The following is a 19,989-nucleotide window of genomic DNA, read 5'->3' as shown; positions in this document are numbered from 1 at the left end:
TATGCCTTCAAGTTTCGAAGTCAAGACCTGGGTTCCTGTGAATTTCAGGCACTCCTGAGGCGGACTTCGTTCAAGTGTTGAAGTTGTGAAGGAGGGTCGATGAAGGACTGAGGTCAGTCGGTGACGGGCTAACGGAGCCGCTGGCTGATCACCTTCGAGACGCCGTCTCCCTGCATGGAGACGCCGTACAGCGCGTCCGCGACCTCCATCGTCCGCTTCTGGTGCGTGATCACGATGAGCTGCGAGGCCTCCTGCAGCTCCTCCATGATGCGGATGAGCCGCTGCAGGTTGGTGTCGTCGAGCGCGGCCTCGACCTCGTCCATCACATAGAAGGGACTGGGCCGCGCCTTGAAGATCGAAACGAGCAGCGCGACGGCCGTGAGCGAGCGCTCGCCGCCGGAGAGCAGCGAGAGCCGCTTGACCTTCTTGCCGGGCGGCCGGGCCTCGACGTCGACGCCCGTGGCGAGCATGTTGTCGGGGTCGGTCAGGATGAGCCGCCCCTCGCCGCCGGGGAAGAGCCGCGAGAAGACGCCCTCGAACTCCCTGGCCGTGTCCCGGTAGGCCTCGGTGAAGACCTGCTCGACGCGCTCGTCGACCTCCTTCACCACTTGCAGGAGGTCCGCCCGCGTCTTCTTCAGGTCCTCCAACTGCTCGCTGAGGAACTTGTGACGCTCCTCCAGCGCGGCGAACTCCTCCAGGGCCAGCGGATTCACTTTTCCGAGCTGCTGATACGCCCGTTCGGCTGACCTCAGCCGCTTCTCCTGCTCACCGCGGACGTAGGGCACCGGCTTGTTGCGCGGGTGCTCCGGGTCCTCGGGCAGCTCCTCGCCCTCGGCGGCGGGCGAGGGCGGCACGAGCTGGTCGGGGCCGTAGTCGGCGACGAGGCCTGCCGGTTCCACACCGAGTTCCTCCAGTGCCCTGGACTCCAGCTGCTCGATCCGCAGCCGCTTCTCGGCACCGAGTACCTCGCCGCGGTGGACTGAATCCGTCAATTTGTCGAGCTCCGCCTTGAGGTCGCGCCCGCGGCCCCGCTCGGCGGTCAGCTCCCGCTCCCGCACCTCCTTGGCCCGCTCGGCGGCGGCCCGCTCCTCCTGCGCCCGTACGAGCGAGACCTCCACGTGCGCGAGGAGTTGCCGGGCGCCATGGGCGACGGCGTCGGCGACCGCGGCCTCGTGCCGCATCCGGGCCTTGCGCTGCTCGGCACGCGCGCGTGCCTCGCGTTCGGCGCGGGCCGCCCGGTCGAGCGAGTCGGCACGTCCCGCGAGACCCTTGACCCGCTCCTCGTGCGTACGCACCTGGAGCCTGGCCTCCATCTCGGTCTGCCGGGCGTTGGCCCCGTCGGCGGCGAGCCGGTCCCGTACGGCAGTGTCGGGCTCCTCCTCGGCCGGGGCCTCCTCCGCCACGGCAAGTCGCTCGGCCAGCTCTTCGGCGTCCTGCACCGCCTTGTCGAGCGCCTCCTGCGCCTTGGCGGCGGCGGCCGCGCTGCGCTCGGCCTCACCGGCGGCGCCGCGCGCCTGCCCGGCGAGCGCGCCAAGCTGCTGCGCCACGGACGACTTCTCCCGGTCGGCGGCGCGCCTGCGCTCTCCCAGCTCCTCGACGAGCGCCGCGGCCTCCTTGCGCCGCTCACCGGCGTCCTGCTGCGTGCGGGCCAACTCCTCGCACTGTTCCGCGAGTTGTTCAAGCTCGGCCGCCGCCTCGTCGACGGAGGCCTGCACCTCGATCAGGCTCGGCGCCCCGGCGGACCCGCCGTGCGCGAAGTGTGCCCCGAGCAGGTCGCCTTCGGTGGTGACGGCGGTGAGTTCCGGGTGGGCGTAGACGAAGTCCTCGGCGTCCTCAAGGGTCCCGACGGCCACGATCCCTCGCAGCAACCGCCGCACCGCGGGCATCAACTCGCCCGGACCGCGCACCAGTTCGGCGACCAAGGGCGGCCCTTCCGAACCTGCCGGCCGTACGTCACCGGGGTCGGCGCCCGCTGTCTCCGGCGCGCCCGTCAGCAGCAGCGCGGCCCGCCCGGCGTCCTGCTTGCGCAGCAGCCGGATGGCCTCCGCCGCCGACGCGGGTGTGGTCACCGCGATCGCGTCCGCCGCGGCGCCGAACGCCGCCGCGACCGCCACCTCGTACCCCGGAGTGACCGAGAGCAGCTCCGCCGCCGGACCGAGCAGCCCCGCGAGGCGGTCCTTGGCGGCGAGCAGCGCCCCCGTGCCGTCCTTGCGCCGCAGGCCGAGCGCGAGCGCCTCGTGCCGGGCGGCGACCGCCGCCCGCTTGCGCTCGGCGGAGGTGGCCGCCTCCCGCGCCGCGGTCAGCGCGGCCTCGGCCTCCGTGAGGGAACGCTTCGCCTCCTCGTGCCGCTCGCCGAGCTCCGCGTCACCGGCGTCGAGCCCGTCGACCTCGGCCTTCAGCTGCTCGTACTCCTCCTGTGCGGCGACCGCGCGCTCCCCCGCCTCGTCCCGCGCCAGGGAGAGCCGGTCGATCTCGGCCTGCGCGGACCCGGCCCGCGAACGCGCCGCGTTGACCTGGCCGTGCAGTCGCGCGAGCCCCTCACGCCGGTCGGCGATGGCCCGCGCCGCGTCCTTGAGGCGGCGCTCCTCCACCGCCAACTCCCGCTCCAGATCAGCACGGTGGCCGACGGTGTCCGCAAGCGCGTGCTCGGCCGCTTCGAGGGCTGCCTCCAGCTCCGCCTCCTGCTCACGGATCCGGGCGGCCTCGCGCTCCATGTCCTCCGGGTCACGGCCGCGCCGCTCCTCCGGGGGCGCGGCGGTCGCGCTCTTGACCCGGGCCTCGGCGAGCGACACCGTGCCGCGCACCCGCTCGGCCAGCTGCGAGAGCTCGTACCACGTCTGCTGCGCCCGCTGGAGCCGCGGTGTGAGGCGCCGCACCTCGTCCTCGAGGTCTCCCTCCCGCTGGAGGGCCTTCTTCAACTCGGCCTCGGCGCTCTCCTTGCGCCGCTTGAGCTCCGCCTCGTCGGCGACCTCGGTGCGCAGCGCGTCCCGCAGGCGTACGAGATCGTCGGCGAGCAGCCGCAGGCGGGTGTCACGCAGGTCGGCCTGGATCACGGCCGCTCTGCGCGCGACGGCGGCCTGCCGGCCGAGGGGCTTGAGCTGGCGCCTGAGCTCGTCGGTCAGGTCCTGTACGCGGGCGAGATTGGCCTGCATCGCGTCGAGCTTGCGCAGCGCCTTCTCTTTGCGCTTGCGGTGCTTGAGTACGCCCGCGGCCTCCTCGATGAAGGCGCGGCGCCCCATGGGGTCGGCGTGCAGGACGCCGTCGAGCTGGCCCTGTCCGACGATGACGTGCATCTCGCGTCCGATGCCGGAGTCGGAGAGCAGTTCCTGGATGTCGAGGAGGCGGCAGGTGTCGCCGTTGATCTGGTACTCGCTGCCGCCGTTGCGGAACATGATCCGCGTGATGGTGACCTCGGCGTACTCGATGGGCAGCGCGCCGTCGGAGTTGTCGATGGTGAGGGACACCTCGGCGCGGCCGAGCGGGGGGCGCCCGGTGGTGCCGGCGAAGATGACGTCTTCCATCTTGCCGCCGCGCAGCGACTTGGCCCCCTGCTCGCCCATGACCCAGGACAGCGCGTCCACGACATTGGACTTGCCGGAGCCGTTAGGTCCGACGACGCAGGTGATGCCCGGCTCGAACTTCAGCGTCGTCGCCGACGCGAAGGATTTGAAACCGCGCAGTGTCAGGGCCTTGAGGTGCACGCCGCCGGACTCTACCTCTCAGTGACCGTTTCACCCAGGAACATGCAGGGCACATCAGGTGTAACGGAAACAGGCACGCAGCGACAAGAAAGATGCTGGCAGCGCCAAGAAAGAAGGGACGCCGAAGCGTCCCTTGCAGATCTGGACAAGCGGCTGACATGGGCAGCCCGACCACGTGCGTCAACAGGCTGCCCGCAGAGCCAGAGGTGAGTCAGCGCGTTGAAGCGTCACGCAGCCTGCGAGGTTTGCGCCTTACTTGAGAGGGTGGTCAGGTGAGCGCAGGCTCCGCCTGGGGTACGTCGAGGCTCTCGAGGAGCGATTCGTGAGAAGCGGCAGCCGCGAGCGCGTCGTTCTCGGCCTGGATCTTGGTGAGCTCGGATTCCAGGTCCTGGACACGCTGCTGGAGCCGTCGCATCTCGGCGAGAAGTCGCGGGTCGGAACCGCCGACGTAACCGAGAAGCGCCTTTGCCATGATGGATGGTCCTCCACAATGAGTGACCGACCGAAGCGGTGTGGGTCGTGAGGGAATCGCACCCGCGGTGCTTGGCACTCGTTGTTCTTGTGCTGGGTCTTGCTGGCCGTTCTCACATGCCAAACAGTTAAGGTGCGCGGGGATTCCAGAGTCTCACCAAAAAGTTTGACGGTCAACACGATCACGCCCCGTATTGGCGGGCAACCCGGGGGCCTGCGGCCGTCAAAACGGCGGCGCGGCCTCTGCTGCGGGGCCCTGGGGGCGTGTCGATCATCCTGCACGGGGGAGCCTGCCACGACACGCGGTTCTTGGCAACCACCAGGCGTTTTCTGCCCCGGGCGGTTGCCCTGACCACTCCGGGGCGGGCCCGCCCGACACCGCTCCGTCAGCGAATCGCGAACGTCTCGTAGATGCCGCGGGGAGTGTCCCAGATCTCAGTCACACCGTCGACGCGGCCGGGTGTGTCGCCCTCGCGCAGCCAGTCGAGCAGCCCCTGGGCGCCCGCGCGCTGCCCCTCGGCGACCACTTGCACACGGCCGTCCTCCAAATTGAGAGCAAAACCACTCAGGCCCCCGATCTCCAGGGCCTTGGCCCGCGTGAACCAGCGGAAACCCACGCCTTGCACCTGGCCACGGACCCAGGCCGTGAGTCTGACTTCTTCGTTCATGGGTGCACGCTAACCGGCCAATTGCTCTCGGAGCACTTCGTCCCCATGCGCCATCGCGTACAGTCCCGACTCGATGAGCCTCACTCGTATGGGTGAGCCACTTTGACCGCCAGTACGAGGAAGGCCAGGAGATGGGACGCCACCGACGCTCCGGCGCAGGGGCAGCCGCCACCGGCCGCGCCACAGAGGCCCCCGACGCCTACGCGGGCGGGTACCCCGGCACCCCGGAGCACCGCCCCGCCACCGCCTCGCACCGTCGCAGGGCCCGCCGCTCCGCACCGGTGCGCACCGGCCTGCTCGGTGTGTCCGCGGCCGTCGCGATGGGCGCCGTGGCCGTCGCCTCCGGCCTCGTCCCCGGCGCCGAGAACTACACCCTGGGCGGTGGCGGCGACTCGAACAAGGTGCGTGCCGCCACGACTCCCAGCGAGGTGTCCCCCCAGGGCGGCGACAGCGGCACCGCCGAGCGCGAGTCGACCCCGCCGAGCCGTGGCTCCGAGCGCCCCGCCGCCCCGGACCCGACCCCCTCGCAGTCCACCGGGAAGCCCTCGGCCGAGCCTTCGAAGAAGCCGTCGGCCAAGGCGCCCGCGCCCGACGCCGCCGAGAAGAAGAAGACGCCCGCGCCGAGCGGCCCCTCGCGCGAGACTCCCGCCCGGAAGCCCAAGGCTCCGCCGGCCGCGTCGAAGTCGCCGTCCGCCGAGAGCGCGGCCGAGGCGGCGGTGCTCACGCTGGTGAACGAGGAGCGGGCCAAGGCCGGCTGCTCCCCCGTGCGCGCCGACGCCGCCCTTGCCTCGCTCGCCGGGAACTTCAGCGCGGACATGGCCGAGCGCGACTTCTTCGACCACACCGACCCGGACGGCGCGACCCCCTGGGACCGCGCCGAGAAGGCCGGCATATCGGACCTGGGCGGCGAGAACATAGCCCGCGGCCAGGCGAACGCGCAGTCCGTGATGGACGCCTGGATGAACAGTCCCGGCCACCGGGCCAACATCCTCAACTGCGACTACAAGACCCTGGGCGTCGGCGCGCACTTCGCGCCGGGCGGGCCCTGGTGGACGCAGGACTTCGGCTTCTAGGGGCGGATCTCACTAACTCTCGGTTAGCGCAACCCCTGGGGTAGCGCTGTGCGGGAGTATCCTTGCGGCATGGATTCCACCGCTCGGGCCGAGGACATGGCGTACGACGTGTTCTCCAGGCAGTGCCCCTCGCGCGGCACCCTGGAGCACGTCACCGGACGCTGGGGCGCGCTCACCCTGGGCGCTCTGCACGACGGCACGTTCCGTTTCAACGAACTGCGCCGCCGGGTCGACGGCGTGAGCGAGAAAATGCTGTCCCAGACCCTGCACGCCCTCGAGCGCGACGGCCTGGTGCACCGCGAGGCACAGCCCACGAACCCGCCGCGGGTGGACTACGAACTCACCCCGCTGGGGCGGGAGATCACCGACCGTCTGATGGACCTCATCCGCTTCGTGGAAGGCAGGATGGACGGCGTCCTCGAAGCGCGCGAGCGCTACGACAACCTGGCGGCCGGCGGCCGCTGACAGCGCGGGCAGAAGTAGCTGGAGCGGTTCATCCAGGGACGACGGCGCATCGGCGTACCGCACCGGCGGCACGGCTCGTCCTCGCGTCCATAGGCGTCGAGCGACCGCTCGAAGTATCCGGACTCGCCGTTCACGTTCACGTAGAGGCTGTCGAAACTCGTGCCCCCGACGGCGAGAGCCGCGTTCATCACGTCCCGTACGTGGCCCAGGAGTTCAGCCGTGCGCGGGCGCGTGAACGTGGCGGTGGGCCGCTCGTAGTGCAGCTTCGACCGCCAAAGGGCCTCGTCCGCGTAGATGTTGCCCACTCCGCTGATCAACGACTGGTCGAGCAGGGCGCGTTTGATCGTCGTACGGCGGCGGCGCAGCGCGGTGTGGAAGGCCGCGTCGTCGAAGAGCTCGTCCAGCGGATCGCGTGCGATGTGCGCGATGACGTCCGGCAGTCCGTCCGGGGTGTTCGCGTGCAGCGAGAGCCCGCCGAAGGTGCGCTGGTCGACGAAGCGCAGCTCGGTGCCGAGCTCGTCGGCGAACCGCATCCGGATCCTCAGGTGCTTCTCGTCGGGCGCCTCTTGCGGCTGGACGAGCAGTTGTCCGCTCATGCCGAGGTGGGCGAGGATCGAGGTGCCGCTGTCCTCCAGGGGCAGCCACAGATATTTGCCGCGCCGCATCGCCGTACCGACCCGGTGGCCCTTGAGGCGGAGCCCGAAGTCGTCGCCGCCCGCGACGTGCCGCCGTACGGAGCGCGGATGCAGCACCTCGACCTCGGCGACGGTGCGATGAGCCACCCACCGCTCAAGACCGCGCCGGACGACTTCGACCTCGGGCAGCTCGGGCATGTGGGTCTTGACTCCGGGTGACGGGCGGACGGGTGGGAAACCCGCCGCGAAGCGGCGAAAATGGCTGGTGCCGGCCACCAGAAGGCGACCGGCACCAACAGTAAAGCGCCTGTCAGGCAGACGGAGCTTCGGAGCCCCCGTCAACCTTCGCGGCAACGGCGGATGCAGCCCCGGCGGCGGCTTCGGCCGCCGCAATCCGCTCATCCGCGGCGGAGCGAATCTCGCGCCACGCGGACTCCGCGGCCTGCTGCTCCGCTTCCTTTTTGCTGCGGCCGGTGCCGGTGCCGTACGAGACGCCTCCGACGCGGGCGGCAGCAGTAAAGGTCTTCTCGTGGTCCGGGCCGCTCTCCGTGACGAGGTACTCGGGAACACCGAGGCTCTCGGTCGCGGTGAGCTCCTGGAGGCTGGTCTTCCAGTCCAGACCCGCGCCCAGGTTCGAGGACTTCTCGATCAGCGGGTCGAAGAGCCGGTGCACCAGCTCGCCCGCCGCGTCCAGACCCTGGTCCAGATAGACCGCGCCGATCACCGCTTCAAGGGTGTCGGCGAGGATGGATGCCTTGTCCCGGCCACCCGTGCCCTCTTCGCCCCGGCCGAGCCGGATGAAGGAGCCGAGTTCGAGGCCGCGACTGACCTCCGCAAGCGCACGCGAATTGACCACCGCGGCCCGCAATTTGGCCAGCTGGCCTTCGGGCAGGTCGGGGTGGGTGCGATAGAGCGTGTCCGTGACGACGAGACCGAGCACCGAGTCCCCGAGGAACTCGAGCCGCTCATTCGTCGGCAGACCGCCGTTCTCGTACGCGTACGAACGGTGGGTCAGTGCACGCACCAGAAGGGCGGACTCGAGTTTGTACCCGAGCCGCCCTTCCAAAAGCGTGTGGGACGAGGCCGTGTTTTCCGCCTGCTTCTTGGCGTTCGCAGCCTTTTCAGCGTTGGCGTCTTCCGCCATCTTGTGGCTAGACACGGTGCCTCTCACCAGCCGCTCAGACCTCGAGGACCTGGCGCTTGTTGTACGTGCCGCAGCTCGGGCACGCGATGTGCTGCTGCTTCGGCTCGTGGCAGCGCTCGCACGCAACCAGGGTGGGGACCGCAGCCTTCCACTGCGACCGGCGGTGGCGCGTGTTGCTGCGCGACATCTTCCGCTTCGGAACAGCCACGGCTACTTCTCCTGCTTCTCGTCGACGCCGGCTTCGGCGCCGCTCACGTCGTCCTTCTCGCCGTCCTGGATGGTCCCGGCGAGTCCCTGCAAAGCCGCCCAACGGATGTCGGCGACGTCATGATGGTGCTCCGGGTCGTCCGCGAGCCGCGCTCCGCACTGGGAACACAGGCCCGGACAGTCGTCCCGGCACACCGGCTGCATCGGCAGTGCGAGCACCACCGCATCACGCAGCACGGGCTCGAGGTCGAACAAGCCGTCCTCGAGATAGAGCCTGTCCTCGTCGTCCTCGGCGTCGTCGGCCGGTTCCGCGGTGCGGCCCCGGTCGTCGGCGTCAGGGTACGAGAACATCTCCTGGAAGTCCGCGTCCACATCAAGCTTCAGCGGCTCCAGACACCTTACGCACTCCCCCTCGGCCGTCGCACGGGCGGTGCCTGTGACAAGCACACCTTCCATGACCGACTCGAGGCGGATCTCCAGCTCGACCGGAGCGCCTGCCGGCACTCCGATGACCCCGTCGATGCCGAAGACGCCCGGAGCACCGGGGGCCTCGACGGACCGGGTCAGCCGCTGCAGCGCACCAGGACGCCGACCCAGCTCGTGTGTGTCGAACACGAGAGGGTTTCGGTGGTCAAGGTGAGCACTCAGGGCTTTTCCTGCTTTCGAATCCTGGAAGTTCAAGGAGAGCGGCCCCGTCATGAGCTTCACTCACTGATCGGGCAGCCCGGATCGCGGACGTACGCGCGACCGAAGAGCCAGGATACTGGACCTTTCGCTCTCGGCCCAATCCGGTCCCGGAGGCACCGCCGGGCGGGGGCTAGCGGCCCTGTTCGTACTGGCGCAGCTGCTCGGCAGTGATCATGCCGGTGTCGAAAAGACTGGTCTCGTCGAGCACGCCGGGGGCGGGGTGCTGCTGCTGCGGCTCCGCGTACCCCTGCTGCTGGGTCTGGTCGTACCCCTGCTGCGGGTAGCCGTACGGATCTTGCTGCTGGTAGCCGTACGGGTCCTGCTGGGCGTACTGCTGCTGGTAGGCGTACTGATCCTGCTGCTGGTAGCCGTACGGGTCCGGCTCCTGCTGGGGCGGGGCGTACGGCTGCTGCGCGGGGATCTGCGGGGCCGTCTGCGGTGGCGGCGGGGCCTCGTGGACGGGGGCGGGGGCTGCCTGGGCCCGGGACGCGGCCGGGTCGGTGAGACCCGCGAGGTACTCGGCGTCCGTGGTGTGCGCCTGCGGCCCCGCGAGGCCCTCCGCGAGGGCCGCGAGGTCGTCGGCGGGCGCACGGCCGTGCAGGGTCTGCCGACCGCGGCCGACCGCCTCCAGGGTCTTGGCGAGGACCGCCTCGAAGGCGCCGAGCTTGGCGTCGACGTACGCGTCCGCGTCCCGGCGCAGGGTCTCGGGGTCGTGGCTGCGCTGCGGGGCGTCCTCGTCCTCGTGACCCTGCTCGTCGAGGCCGGGTCCGGTGCCGAGCAGCTTCTCGCGGCCGCGGCCGACCGAGCCGAGCGTCTTGGTGAGGACGACCTCGAAATTGGCCAGCTTGCTGTCCACGTAGTCGTCGGCCTCGACGCGGACGTCCTCGGCGGCCTGGCGGGCCTCCGCGAGGATGCGCTCGGCCTCGCCCCGGGAGTTGCGGGCGACCTCCGTGTCGGAGATCAGCGAACCGCGCTCGGCGTGCGCGCTCTCGATGATCCGCTCCGCCTCCTGGCGGGCCTGCTCGACCAGCTGCTCACGGCCGCCGATGAGCTCCTGGGCCTGGGCCAGGGAGCCGGGCAGCGCCTGGCGCACCTCTTCGAGCATCGACAGCAGATCGGCGCGGTTGACCACGCAGGAGGCCGACATGGGCATGGACCGGGCGCTGCCGACCGCCTCGACGATCTCGTCGATCTTCTTCTGCACGTCCACCGTGTGCTCGCCACTCTCTACAGCTGGTTGGAGACGGACGGCACGACTGTAAGGCCAGTCGGCGGCCGTCCGACACCGGGTGACGGGCTGTCAGTTCGCGTCACTTCTTGCCGATGCGCTCCGCCAGAGCCTCGTGGACCACCGGCGGCAGCAGGTGGGCCACGTCGCCGCCCCAGGCGGCGACCTCCTTGACCAGCGAGGAGGAGAGGAAGCTGTAGGTGGGATTGGTGGGCACGAAGAGGGTCTCGACGCCCGAGAGGCCGTTGTTCATCTGGGCCATCTGCAGCTCGTAGTCGAAGTCGCTGACCGCTCGCAGACCCTTGACGATGGCCGGAATGTCGCGCTGCTTGCAGAAGTCGACGAGAAGGCCGTGGAAGGACTCGACCTCGACGTTCCCGAAATCGGCGGTGACCTCGCGGATCAGCTCGATCCGCTCCTCCACGGAGAAGAGGCCCTTCTTCGACTGGTTGATCATCACCGCGACATGCACCACGTCGTAAAGGCGGGAGGCGCGGGCGATGATGTCGAGGTGTCCATTGGTGATGGGGTCGAATGACCCCGGACAGACGGCGCGGCGCAACTGAAGTCCCTCGCTCTCCGGTCCGGTCATGGCGCGATCACTGAGTCGTCGCACGTAGAGGCGGCGCGACCGTACCAAAACGTGGCTTCGCCGTAGCGACGGGACCTCAGAGCGTCGAAGCCGTCGGGCCAGCTGAATTCTCCGCCTCTGGTACTGCGTTCAACGGTGACGAGCGCATCGTCCGTGAGCCAGCCCCCGGCAAGGAGTGTGAGCAGGATCTCCCGAAGATCGACGTCCGTGACCACGTACGGAGGGTCGAGAAAGACCAGGTCGTACGGGGTCGTGGGGGCGCCGCCCTGGATGATCTGGGCGGCTTTGCCCGCCCTGACCTCCGCGCCGGGCAGGCCGATGGCCTTCACGTTCTCCCGGATGGTGCGCACCGCGCGGGCGTCGGTCTCGACGAGCAGGGCGTGGCTCGCGCCGCGCGAGAGTGCTTCGAGGCCGATGGCCCCGGACCCGGCGTACAGGTCGAGGACGCGCGCGTCGTCCAGCGTGCCCTGCAGGGCCTGCCAGGTGGAGAACAGGCCTTCGCGCGCGCGGTCGGACGTGGGCCGGGTACCGCTTCCCGGCGGGACGGCGAGCAGACGTCCGCCGGCCACACCGGCGATCACGCGGGTCATCTGAGTCCTTGTCGGTGTACGTACGGGAAGATCCGGCCTCAGTCTCTCAGTCCCTGTGCCCCTGCCGCCTGTCAGCCCTTGTCGAGGTACTGCTCGCGCTCGTCGTCCAGGAGGGCGTCCAGGGCCGTGCGCAGCTCGGGCAGGCGCTCCAGATCCGGGTCGGCGGAGACCACCGCGACGGCCTCCTCGCGGGCCTCGGCGATGATCTCCTCGTCCTCGATGACCGCGAGCATGCGCAGACTGGAGCGGACGCCCGACTGCGCCTGGCCCAGTACGTCGCCTTCGCGGCGCTGCTCCAGGTCGATCCGGGAGAGCTCGAAGCCGTCGAGCGTCGCGGCCACCGCCCCCAGGCGGGCGCGGGCCGGGCTCGCCTCGGGCATCTCGGTGACCAGGAGGCAGAGACCGGGTGCCGAGCCACGACCGACGCGGCCGCGCAGCTGGTGCAGCTGCGATACGCCGAAGCGGTCGGCGTCCATGATCACCATGGCGGTGGCGTTCGGGACGTTCACGCCGACCTCGATGACCGTCGTCGCGACGAGGACCTGCGTCTCGCCGGCGGCGAAGCGGCGCATGACCGCGTCCTTGTCGTCGGGTTGCATGCGGCCGTGCAGGACCTCGACCTTCAGGCCGCTGAGCGGGCCGCGGGCGAGCTGCTCGGCGACCTCGATGACGGCGAGCGGGGGCCGCTTGTCGGCGGTGGCTTCCTCCTCCGCCTTCTTCTTGGCCTTCTTCGGGTCGGCGGCTTCGTCGACGTCGTCACCGATCCGGGGGCAGACCACGTACGCCTGGTGGCCGTTCTCCACCTCCTCGCGCACGCGCTCCCACGCGCGCGCCAGGAAGTGGGGCTTGTCCTCGGCGGGGACGACATGGCTGGCGATCGGGGAGCGGCCCGCGGGGAGCTGGTCGAGGACCGAGGTCTCCAGGTCGCCGAAGACCGTCATCGCGACCGTGCGCGGGATGGGCGTGGCCGTCATGACGAGGAGGTGCGGGGGCTGCTTGCCCTTGCCGCGCAGGGCGTCGCGCTGCTCGACCCCGAAGCGGTGCTGTTCGTCGACGACGACCAGGCCCAGGTCGTGGAACTGGACCTTGTCCTCGATCAGCGCGTGCGTGCCGATGACGATCCCGGCCTCGCCGGTGACCAGGTCGAGCAGGGCCTGACGGCGGGCCGCGGCGCCCATGGAGCCGGTGAGCAGCGTGACCTTGGTGCCCTGGTCCGAGCCGCCGAGCATGCCGCCTTCGGCGAGCTCGCCCATCATCTCGGTGATCGAGCGGTGGTGCTGCTGGGCGAGGACTTCGGTGGGCGCGAGCATGGCGGCCTGCCCGCCCGCGTCCACGACGGCGAGCATGGCGCGCAGGGCGACCATCGTCTTTCCTGAACCGACCTCTCCCTGGAGGAGGCGGTGCATCGGGTGCTCGGTGGCGAGATCGTCGAAGATCTCCTTGGAGACTTTCTGCTGGCCCTCGGTGAGCGTGAAGGGCAGCTTGGCGTCGAAGGCGTCGAGCAGGCCGCCCTCGCGGGGGCGGCGGGCGATCGCGGGGAGCTGCGCGTCCGCGTAACGCCGCCTGGCCAGGGCCACCTGGAGGACGAAGGCCTCGTCCCACTTCAGGCGGTCGCGGGCGGATTCGATGTCGGCCTTGGTCTGCGGGCGGTGGATCTTCAGGAGCGCTTCGGGGAGCGGGATCAGCTCCCGGCCTTCGCGCAGGCTCGGCGGCAGCGGGTCGACGGCCTCGCGGGCGCTGGGCAGGACCGCGTCCACGGACTTGGCGATCTTCCAGGACTCCAGCTTGGCGGTGGCCGGGTAGATGGGGATGAGGGCGCCGGCCCAGGAGTCCACCGCCTCGTCGGCGTTGTCGGGGTTGTCGGGGTCGCCCTTGAGGAGTTCGTACGCGGGGTGGGCGAGCTGCATCTTGCGGTTGAAGACGGACACCTTGCCCGCGAACATCGCGCGCGTGCCGGGCAGCAGGTCCTTGTGCGGCTTGTGGATGCCCCGCCCGAAGAAGACGAGCTGGAGCTGCCCGCTGCCGTCGGTGATCGTCACTTCGAGGCGCTGGCCCCTGCCGCCGTTGAACGTCAGGATGCGGGCCGTCGCGACCCGGGCGACCACGGTGACGTGTTCGTCGAGAGGCAGGTCGGCGAGGCGGGTGAGCTCGCCCCGCTCGGCGTACTTCCGCGGGTAGTGGTGCAGCAGGTCGCCGACCGTGTGCAGGTCGAGGTGCTCGGCCATCACCTTCGCGGTGGCGGGACCGACCACTTTCTTCAGGGGTTCTTCGAGCGCGGGCACGAGATCCATTGCACACCACGCCACTGACAATTCGGCGTACGTCTCTGAAATCCGCTGGTCAGAAGGCTGAAGGCAGGGGTTACTCGACGCCGATCAGAAGCAGCGCCGACTGGCGCCCGCCGCGGTAGACCACCGTGTCGACCGCCAGATGCGCCTCGCGCACATGCTTCTCCAGCTCGTCGCCGAGGCTGTCCGGCACGTCCTCGCCGAGCACCAGCGTGACCATCTCGCCGCCCGCGGCCAGCATCCGGTCGAGGACGGACCGCGCGGTGCGTGTGGTGTCGTCGCCGATCACCGCGACGTCCCCGTCGATCAGGCCGAGGACGTCACCGGCCTGGCAGATGCCCGCCATGGTCCACGACTGGCGCTCGGCGACGGCCAGTTCGGCGTACCGGGTCGCGCCGGCGGCCGAGGTCATCGCGACGACGTCCTCGTCGAAGCGGCGGTCCGGCTCGTGCACGGCGAGCGCCGCGATGCCCTGGACCGCGGACCGGGTCGGGATCAGCGCGACGCGCACTCCTTCCGTGCGGGCCTGCTCGGCAGCGGCGGCGGCCGTGTGGCGCAGCTCGGCGTCGTTGGGCAGGAGCACCACCTCGCGCGCGTGGGCGCGCCGGACGGCCTCGACGAGCTCCCCGCTGGCGGGCGGCTCCCCCGGCCGTGCCGGCACGGTGGTCGCGCCGGCTTCGGCGTAGAGACCCGCGAGGCCCTCCCCCGGTACGACGGCGACGATCGCGCGCTGCGCGCGCTCCCGCTGCGGCTGCGCGGCGCCCGCGGTGTGCGCGTCCCCCACACCGAAGTGGGTGATGCGGATCCGGTGCGGTCGCCCCGCCTCGACGCCCGCCTCGACGGCGGCTCCGGCGTCGTCCACATGGACGTGGACGTTCCACAGCCCGTCGCCGCCGACCACGACGAGTGAGTCGCCCAGACCGTCGAGCCGCGTCCGCAGCCGCGCGACGGCCGTGTCGTCGGCCTCCAGGAGGTAGATCACCTCGAAGGCGGGGGCCGTCGCGTCGGGTGGCGTCTCCTGGCACTCGACGGGCATCACGCGGGGCTCCACGCGCGCGTGGCCGCTCTGGGGCGTCGTCCTCAGGGTCCTCAGGCGCACGGTCTCGCCCGACAGGGCCTCCACCAGCGCCCCTAGCACCGCCACGAGTCCGCGCCCCCCGGCGTCCACCACTCCCGCGCGGCCGAGCACCGCGAGCTGCCCCGGCGTCGCGTCGAGCGCCAGGCACGCGCGGTCGTAGGCGGCCCGCGCCACCGTCCCGCAGTCGCCTTCGGCGTCGAGGGCCGCGTCGGCGGCGGCGGTGGCCACCGTCAGGACCGTGCCCTCCACGGGGCGCTCCACCGCCTGGTACGCCGACTCGGCGGCCCGCCGGAGCGCGAGGGCCAGGACCGGCCCCCCGGCGTGATCGGTGTCACGGTCGGCACCGAGGACCTGCGCCATCCCCCGCAGGAGCTGCGACAGGATCGTGCCCGAGTTCCCGCGGGCGCCTATCAAAGCGCCGTGCGCCATCGCTCTTACGGCCTCGGCGAGGGAGGGCCGGGAGGGTTCGAGTCCCGTGAACGCCGCGTCGACGGCCTGTGAGGCCGCTTCCATGGTCAGGTAGAGGTTGGTTCCGGTGTCTCCGTCCGCGACCGGATAGACGTTGATCGCGTCGATCTCCTCGCGGGCCCCTCCCAGGGCGTCCAGAGCGAGGCCGCACCAGGCGCGCACCGCGACGGCGTCGAGGTTCTGCGGCACCTGCTCGCCTCCTAAAGGCATCCGGAATGGACGCAGCGTAGACCGGGAAGGGCGAAAGGCCCGGGGCGGGGCCGGGGCGAGACATGGTAGTTTCGTTCTATCGAAGCAGTCGTTGTATGCTGCTCCGGTTGCCCGATACCCGTCGGGCCATTCCTCCTGGCAACGCCACCCACGATCATTGCACTGATCCCGGCATGCCGGGATTAACCGTAAGTGCATCTGAAGTCTTGGAGTGACCCGTGGCTGCCAACTGCGACGTCTGCGGCAAGGGGCCGAGCTTCGGCAACAACATCTCGCACTCTCACCGCCGTACGTCCCGTCGCTGGAACCCGAACATCCAGCGCGTTCGTGCCGTGGTCAGCGGGACGCCGAAGCGGCTCAACGCCTGCACCTCGTGCATCAAGGCCGGCAAGGTCTCGCGCTGACGCTAGTAAGCGCGGCCACCTAGCTGGTTGCTGAAAGAGCCGGTCCCCCTCGGGGGTCCGGCTCTTTCGTGTGCCTCGAATGCGACGCACCGCACAGACGGATGCGCGCCAGTACTTACTGCGCCCTGAAGTACTTACCGCCGCGCCCTGAACCGCCACCCGTGATCCACGGGCCCGATCCCGCCGCCGAGTGCGAACCCGGCCCCGATCGCCCCGGTCACGTACTCCTTCGCCGCCGCGACGGCCTCCGGCACCGGCAGGCCCTTGGCCAGGTGCGAGGCGATGGCGCTCGCGAGGGTGCAGCCCGTGCCGTGGGTGTGGCGGTTGTCCAGGCGGGGCGCCCGCAGCCAGTGCTCCTCGGAGCCGTCGGTGAGCAGGTCCACCGCGTCGCCCCGCAGGTGGCCGCCTTTGATGAGCGCCCACCGCGGGCCGTAGGCGAGGAGAGCCGCCGCCGCGCGCCGCATCCCGTCCTCGTCCTCGACCCGGACGCCCGTGAGCTGTGCGACCTCGTCGAGATTCGGGGTCGCGACCGTGGCGACGGGGAGCAGTTTCGTACGGACGGAGTCGAGTGCCGACGCGGCAAGGAGCGAGTCGCCGTGCTTGGAGACGCCCACCGGGTCGACGACCGAGGGGGCGTCCGTGCCCGCGATCAACTCGGCCACCGTCTCGACCAGTTCGGCCGATGCCAGCATGCCGGTCTTGACGGCCTGGACGCCGATGTCGTCGACGACGCTGCGGTACTGCGCGCGTACCGCCTCCACGGGCAGCTCCCAGGCGCCCTGCACGCCGAGGGAGTTCTGCGCGGTGACGGCCGCGACGACGCTCATGCCGTGCGTGCCGAGGGCCAGCATCGTCTTCAGGTCGGCCTGGATGCCCGCGCCGCCACCGGAGTCGGAACCGGCGACGGTCAGGACGCGGGGCGGGGCCTGGGCCGCTCCGGGGGCCATGCTCACTCCATGTCTCCGTTGTCGCCGAAGTGGTCCCAGCCCTTGCTGGTCCAAGGCGCACCGTCCACGGTGACCTGCGGAAGGGCCGAGGGGTTGAGGACCTCGCCGATGACCTTCCAGCGGGCGGGCAGCTTCACGTCGGCCGGGAACGTCGCCACTATCGCGTGGTCCTCGCCGCCGTTGAGCACCCACTGCAGCGGGTCGACGCCGACGGCCTGGCCGATGTCGTTCATCTGGGAGGGCACGTCGACGGCTCCGGAGCGGATGTCGATGCGCACCTTGCTGGAGTCGGCGATGTGGCCGAGGTCGGCGATGAGACCGTCGCTCACGTCCGTCATCGAGGTCGCGCCGAGGCCGGCCGCCGCGGGACCCGCGTGGTACGGCGGTTCGGGCCTGCGGTGGGCCTCCACGAAGGCGCGGGGCGAGCGGAAGCCGCGCGAGAGCACCGCGTGCCCGGCGGCGGACCAGCCCAACCAGCCGGTGACGGCGACGACATCGCCCGGCTGCGCCCCGGCGCGGGTGACCGGCTCGTGGTTGCGCAGATCGCCGAGCGCGGTGATCGCGACGGTGATCGTGTCGCCCCGTACGACATCGCCGCCCACGACCGCCGCTCCCGCGACCTGGCATTCGTCCCGCAGGCCGTCCATGAGCTCGGTGGGCCAGCTCGCGGGGAGTTCGGCGGGGACGACCAGGCCGAGCAGCAGAGCGGTCGGTACGGCGCCCATGGCGGCGATGTCCGCGAGGTTCTGCGCGGCTGCCTTGCGGCCCACGTCGTACGCGGTGGACCAGTCGCGGCGGAAGTGCCGGCCCTCCAGGAGGATGTCGGTGCTGGCCACCACCCTGCGGTCCGGCGCCGACACGACGGCGGCGTCGTCACCGGGCCCGAGCCGGACGGCCGGGGTGGAGGTGAGCCGCGAGGTGAGTTCCCTGATGAGCCCGAACTCCCCCAACTCGCCGACGGTTCCCTTCACCGGGACTCACCATGCCCTTTCACGCTGCTCGGCTTGCGGTCGCGAGCCTTCACTGTCATAGGTACGGTCGAGATGACCGTCAACTTCTGTTGCCCGTCCACCGCGATGAGCGCGCCACAGCGATCCCGGGTCTCCCCGCGAGAAGCAGCGACGCGGTACCGTGGCGTCCCTTCTCCCCACATGATCCTCGTGGCCGCCCTGGAGGTTCCGTGGTACAGGCGTACATCCTGATCCAGACCGAGGTCGGCAAAGCGTCGACCGTCGCCGAGCTGATCGGCAAGATTCCGGGAGTCATCCAGGCCGAGGACGTGACCGGTCCCTACGATGTCATCGTGCGCGCCCAGGCGGACACGGTGGACGAACTCGGCCGCATGGTGGTCGCCAAGGTCCAGCAAGTGGACGGCATCACCCGGACCCTGACCTGCCCAGTCGTGCACTTGTAGCCCCCGTCTACCCTTGGCCGGTGAAGATTTCCCGTCGCCGGCGCCGCTGCCTGGTCTCAGCCCCCGCACTCGCACTCCTGATCGCGTCCGCGGGCTGCTCCTCAGCAGACGAGGAGGTGACGGCCACGGTTCCCACCCCGGACAGCAAGGTCACCGAACTGTGCCGGAACCTGGACAAGCAGCTGCCGGAGAAGGTGGACGGTCTCGCCCGGGTTGATCCCGCGCCGAAGTCGGAGCTGACCGCCGGGTGGGGAGACCCGGCGATCATACTGCGCTGCGGTGTCGCCAAACCGCCGAAGATGAACGACCCCGAGGCGGACGGCGTGACGGCGGACGGCGTCAACTGGCTGCTCGAGGAGCGGGACGACGGTTCGTTCCGCTTCACCTCCACGCTGCGCGAGGCGTACGTGGAGGTCACCGTGCCCGAGGAGCGCGCGGGGAGCGGCGTGAGCCCCCTGACGGACTTCGCCGCCCCCGTCAAGAAGACCATCCCCGAGGGGATCGCCCCGTAGCGACCGGGCGCCTCCCGGAGGCGTCGCTAGCGCAGCCCCGTGGAACGGTTGAGGGCTGCCTGGACGAGGCGGTCCACCAGCTCGGGGTAGCTGACGCCGCTCGCTTCCCACATCTGCGGGTACATCGAGATGGGCGTGAAGCCCGGCATCGTGTTGATCTCGTTGATCACGAACCCGTCCTCGGTGAGGAAGAAGTCCGCGCGCACCAGGCCCTCGCAGGACGTGGCCTCGAAGGCGTCGACCGCGAGCCGCTGGATCTCGGCGGTCTGCTCGGGCGTGAGCGGGGCGGGCACGATGCCGGGCGTCGAGTCGATGTACTTCGCCTCGAAGTCGTAGTAGTCGTGCGACTGCACCGGGGGGATCTCGGCGGGCACGCTCGCGCGCGGACCGTCCTCGAACTCCAGGACCCCGCACTCGATCTCGCGGCCCCGCAGGAGCGACTCGACGAGGATCTTGGGGTCGTGGCGCCGGGCCTCCTCGATCGCGTCGTCGAGGCCCTCGAAGGAGTCGACCTTCGTGATGCCCATCGACGAGCCCCCGCGCGCGGGCTTGACGAACAGCGGCCAGCCGTGGTCCCCGGCGAACTCCGCGATCTTCTTGCGGGCGCCCTCCTGGTCGCGGTCCCACTCGCGCGGGCGGATCACCAGATACGGGCCGACGGGCAGCCCGAAGGAGGTGAACACGCGCTTCATGTACTCCTTGTCCTGGCCGACGGCCGAGGCGAGCACTCCGGCGCCCACGTAGGGCACTCCGGAGAGTTCGAGGAGCCCCTGGAGGGTGCCGTCCTCTCCGTACGGGCCGTGCAGCATCGGGAAGACGACGTCGACCTCGCCGAGCGCCTTGGGCACGGTGCCGGGCTCGCTGTAGACGACCTCGCGGTTGCCCGGATCCAGGGGCAGCACCACGCCCCCGTCCGCCGACTCGGCGAGCGCGTCGACGCTGGGCACCTGCCGGTCGGTGATCGCCATGCGCTCGGGATCGTCGGCGGTCAGCGCCCAGCGGCCGTCCGTCGTGATGCCGATGGGCAGGACGTCGTACTTGGTGCGGTCGATGGCACGCAGTACGGCGCCCGCCGTGACGACCGAGATGCCGTGCTCCGAACTGCGGCCGCCGAACACGACGGCCACACGCGGCTTGCGGAGCGGCAGCTCAGAGCTCTGCTCGGGGTGCGTCTTGGGGCTCTGGGGGAGGTTCTCGCTGCTCATAT

General features: G+C 70.6%; 20 protein-coding genes. 5 read left to right on the top strand and 15 right to left on the bottom strand.

From position 1 onward, the window contains the following. Positions 1-128 precede the first annotated feature (128 nt). The 3 genes from smc to IE226_RS31045 form a co-directional block, all read right to left on the bottom strand. Positions 129-3,701, bottom strand: coding sequence for a chromosome segregation protein SMC (gene smc / locus IE226_RS31055; protein WP_190084742.1), 3,573 nt, complete (start codon positions 3,699-3,701; stop codon positions 129-131). A 268-nt stretch (positions 3,702-3,969) separates the two neighbouring features. Further along, positions 3,970-4,173: a hypothetical protein gene (locus IE226_RS31050; protein WP_190084741.1), complete on the bottom strand. Its 204-nt coding sequence runs from the start codon at positions 4,171-4,173 to the stop codon at positions 3,970-3,972. Between the two features lie 385 nt (positions 4,174-4,558). After that, positions 4,559-4,840, bottom strand: coding sequence for an acylphosphatase (locus IE226_RS31045; protein WP_190084740.1), 282 nt, complete (start codon positions 4,838-4,840; stop codon positions 4,559-4,561). Between the two features lie 131 nt (positions 4,841-4,971). On the opposite strand from IE226_RS31045, the gene IE226_RS31040 reads away from it, so the two are divergent. Both IE226_RS31040 and IE226_RS31035 read left to right on the top strand, forming a co-directional pair. After that, a complete protein-coding gene (locus IE226_RS31040; protein ID WP_190084851.1) occupies positions 4,972-5,913 on the top strand; it encodes a CAP domain-containing protein in 942 nt (313 codons plus the stop codon). A 69-nt stretch (positions 5,914-5,982) separates the two neighbouring features. Beyond that, the gene (locus IE226_RS31035) at positions 5,983-6,378 is read left to right on the top strand and encodes a winged helix-turn-helix transcriptional regulator (protein WP_190084739.1); all 396 of its coding nucleotides are present in this window, start codon (positions 5,983-5,985) and stop codon (positions 6,376-6,378) included. Here the strand turns inward: IE226_RS31035 and mutM are convergent. From mutM to fakA, 9 genes are all read right to left on the bottom strand, one after another. Further along, positions 6,348-7,211: a bifunctional DNA-formamidopyrimidine glycosylase/DNA-(apurinic or apyrimidinic site) lyase gene (mutM, locus tag IE226_RS31030; protein ID WP_190084738.1), complete on the bottom strand. Its 864-nt coding sequence runs from the start codon at positions 7,209-7,211 to the stop codon at positions 6,348-6,350. The genes IE226_RS31035 and mutM overlap by 31 nt on opposite strands. Before the next feature lie 112 nt (positions 7,212-7,323). Then, positions 7,324-8,184 (bottom strand): ribonuclease III, encoded by an 861-nt coding sequence (gene rnc / locus IE226_RS31025; RefSeq protein WP_190084737.1) that lies wholly within the window; start codon positions 8,182-8,184, stop codon positions 7,324-7,326. Positions 8,185-8,191: 7 nt separating this feature from the next. Then, positions 8,192-8,365, bottom strand: a complete 174-nt coding sequence (rpmF, locus tag IE226_RS31020; protein WP_003951102.1) for a 50S ribosomal protein L32 — start codon at positions 8,363-8,365, stop codon at positions 8,192-8,194. A gap of 2 nt (positions 8,366-8,367) precedes the next feature. After that, positions 8,368-9,063, bottom strand: a complete 696-nt coding sequence (locus IE226_RS31015; RefSeq protein ID WP_190084736.1) for a YceD family protein — start codon at positions 9,061-9,063, stop codon at positions 8,368-8,370. A gap of 118 nt (positions 9,064-9,181) precedes the next feature. Continuing rightward, positions 9,182-10,261 carry a cell division initiation protein gene (locus IE226_RS31010; RefSeq protein WP_190084735.1) on the bottom strand — a complete coding sequence of 360 codons (1,080 nt, stop codon included), beginning with the start codon at positions 10,259-10,261 and terminating at the stop codon, positions 9,182-9,184. A 100-nt stretch (positions 10,262-10,361) separates the two neighbouring features. After that, a complete protein-coding gene (coaD, locus tag IE226_RS31005) occupies positions 10,362-10,841 on the bottom strand; it encodes a pantetheine-phosphate adenylyltransferase (RefSeq protein WP_190084850.1) in 480 nt (159 codons plus the stop codon). A 26-nt stretch (positions 10,842-10,867) separates the two neighbouring features. Then, on the bottom strand, positions 10,868-11,461 hold the full coding sequence (gene rsmD / locus IE226_RS31000; RefSeq protein ID WP_190084734.1) for a 16S rRNA (guanine(966)-N(2))-methyltransferase RsmD: 594 nt from the start codon (positions 11,459-11,461) through the stop codon (positions 10,868-10,870). A gap of 71 nt (positions 11,462-11,532) precedes the next feature. Continuing rightward, positions 11,533-13,752 carry an ATP-dependent DNA helicase RecG gene (gene recG / locus IE226_RS30995; protein ID WP_190084733.1) on the bottom strand — a complete coding sequence of 740 codons (2,220 nt, stop codon included), beginning with the start codon at positions 13,750-13,752 and terminating at the stop codon, positions 11,533-11,535. Between the two features lie 70 nt (positions 13,753-13,822). Further along, positions 13,823-15,505: a DAK2 domain-containing protein gene (fakA, locus tag IE226_RS30990; RefSeq protein ID WP_190084732.1), complete on the bottom strand. Its 1,683-nt coding sequence runs from the start codon at positions 15,503-15,505 to the stop codon at positions 13,823-13,825. A gap of 218 nt (positions 15,506-15,723) precedes the next feature. On the opposite strand from fakA, the gene rpmB reads away from it, so the two are divergent. Continuing rightward, the gene (gene rpmB, locus IE226_RS30985; RefSeq protein ID WP_160507429.1) at positions 15,724-15,909 is read left to right on the top strand and encodes a 50S ribosomal protein L28; all 186 of its coding nucleotides are present in this window, start codon (positions 15,724-15,726) and stop codon (positions 15,907-15,909) included. A 134-nt stretch (positions 15,910-16,043) separates the two neighbouring features. Here rpmB and thiD read toward each other — a convergent pair whose 3' ends face one another. Continuing rightward, complete coding sequence (thiD, locus tag IE226_RS30980; protein WP_190084731.1) at positions 16,044-16,856, bottom strand: bifunctional hydroxymethylpyrimidine kinase/phosphomethylpyrimidine kinase; 813 nt, start codon at positions 16,854-16,856, stop codon at positions 16,044-16,046. A gap of 2 nt (positions 16,857-16,858) precedes the next feature. Beyond that, positions 16,859-17,827 (bottom strand): thiamine-phosphate kinase, encoded by a 969-nt coding sequence (locus IE226_RS30975; RefSeq protein WP_190084730.1) that lies wholly within the window; start codon positions 17,825-17,827, stop codon positions 16,859-16,861. Between the two features lie 209 nt (positions 17,828-18,036). Between IE226_RS30975 and IE226_RS30970 the strand changes: the two genes are divergently transcribed. Next, positions 18,037-18,270: an Lrp/AsnC family transcriptional regulator gene (locus tag IE226_RS30970; protein ID WP_016642988.1), complete on the top strand. Its 234-nt coding sequence runs from the start codon at positions 18,037-18,039 to the stop codon at positions 18,268-18,270. 26 nt (positions 18,271-18,296) lie between these two features. Then, complete coding sequence (locus tag IE226_RS30965) at positions 18,297-18,782, top strand: DUF3515 domain-containing protein (protein ID WP_190084849.1); 486 nt, start codon at positions 18,297-18,299, stop codon at positions 18,780-18,782. 26 nt (positions 18,783-18,808) lie between these two features. Here the strand turns inward: IE226_RS30965 and IE226_RS30960 are convergent, their stop codons facing one another. Then, positions 18,809-19,987 carry a D-alanine--D-alanine ligase family protein gene (locus tag IE226_RS30960; RefSeq protein WP_190084729.1) on the bottom strand — a complete coding sequence of 393 codons (1,179 nt, stop codon included), beginning with the start codon at positions 19,985-19,987 and terminating at the stop codon, positions 18,809-18,811. Positions 19,988-19,989: the final 2 nt, after the last annotated feature.

The organism is Streptomyces longisporoflavus (genome assembly GCF_014649775.1).
GTDB lineage: Bacteria > Actinomycetota > Actinomycetes > Streptomycetales > Streptomycetaceae > Streptomyces > Streptomyces longisporoflavus.
This window is presented reverse-complemented; position numbering and strand designations above follow the sequence as displayed.